General features: G+C 52.9%; 1 protein-coding gene. It reads right to left on the reverse strand.

Annotated features, from left to right (window positions below; translation table 11 throughout):
* On the reverse strand, positions 1 to 1,416 hold a 1,416-nt coding region (locus ACTHUE_RS19080; RefSeq protein ID WP_440424179.1), incomplete at both ends, for a formate--tetrahydrofolate ligase.

Here is a 1,416-nt window from a genome sequence, read left to right on the forward strand (position 1 = left end):
AAGCCCAGTTTTTCCAGTGAAGCGATTTCGGCAGACGCTTCTGCGCTGAAATCGACATCTTCCGCGCCGTACACTTTTTGGGCAATCGCACGGATTTTGTCTTTAATGCTCAACTCAACATCGTAGGAGAAATTGAAGTTGTTCGGTTGGTTTTCGATGGCATTGACAACTTTGTGAGCCAAGTCTGCACCACCCGCGCCGCCTTTGCCCCATACTTCAGTCAGGGAAACTTCAACGCCGTGTTCCGCGCAGGCTTTTTCAATCATGGCCAACTCGGCATCTGAGTCGGACACAAAGCGATTGATGGCAACCACCACAGGCAGGCCGAATACGTTTTTCAGGTTGGAAATGTGTTTCAGCAGATTAGGCAGACCTTTTGCCAAGGCTTCGAGGTTTTCTTCGCCGAGGTTGGCACGCTCCACGCCGCCGTTGTATTTCAAAGCGCGGACAGTGGCCACGACAACAGCCGCATCAGGTTTCAAATCTGCCAGACGGCATTTGATGTCGCAGAATTTTTCCGCACCCAAATCCGCGCCGAAGCCTGCTTCGGTTACGGCATAATCGGCAAGGTGTTTCGCCAAACGGGTGGCCGTTACAGAGTTACAGCCGTGGGCGATGTTGGCAAACGGGCCGCCGTGTACAAAGGCCGGAGTACCTTCGATGGTTTGCACCAAGTTAGGCTTAATCGCATCTTTGAGCAATGCCGCCATCGCGCCATTCGCTTTCAAATCTTTGGCATAAACAGGGCTGCCGTCTTTGGCGTAGGCAACAAGGATGTTACCCAAACGCTCTTTCAAATCGCTGATGTCTTTGGCAAGACAGAATACCGCCATCACTTCAGAGGCAACGGTAATGTCAAAACCATCGGGACGCATCACGCCGTCAACAGGTTTGCCCATACCATCGATGATGTTGCGTAACTGGCGGTCGTTCATATCGACCACGCGACGCCACAGCACGCGTTTCGGATCGATGTTCAACTCATTGCCTTGATAGATATGGTTATCGAGCATGGCGGCGAGCAGGTTATTCGCCGCACCGATGGCGTGGAAGTCGCCGGTAAAGTGCAGGTTGATGTCTTCCATCGGCAAAACTTGGGCATAGCCGCCGCCTGCCGCACCGCCTTTAACACCAAACACCGGACCCAAAGAAGGCTCGCGCAGAGCAATAACCGAGTCTTTGCCGATATGGCGCAATGCGTCCGCCAAACCGATAGTTACAGTGGTTTTACCCTCACCCGCAGGAGTCGGATTAATGGCGGTCACCAAAATCAGACGGCCTTGTTTTTGCGGCAGCTTGAATGCCTCGGCAGGATTGATTTTGGCTTTGTAATGACCATAGGGCTCGATGTTGTCAACGTTCAAACCCAGCTTGGCGGCAATTTCACCAATCGGGCGCATGGTGGAAGACTGGGCA

It is taken from the genome of Neisseria sp. P0021.S005 (genome assembly GCF_051956955.1).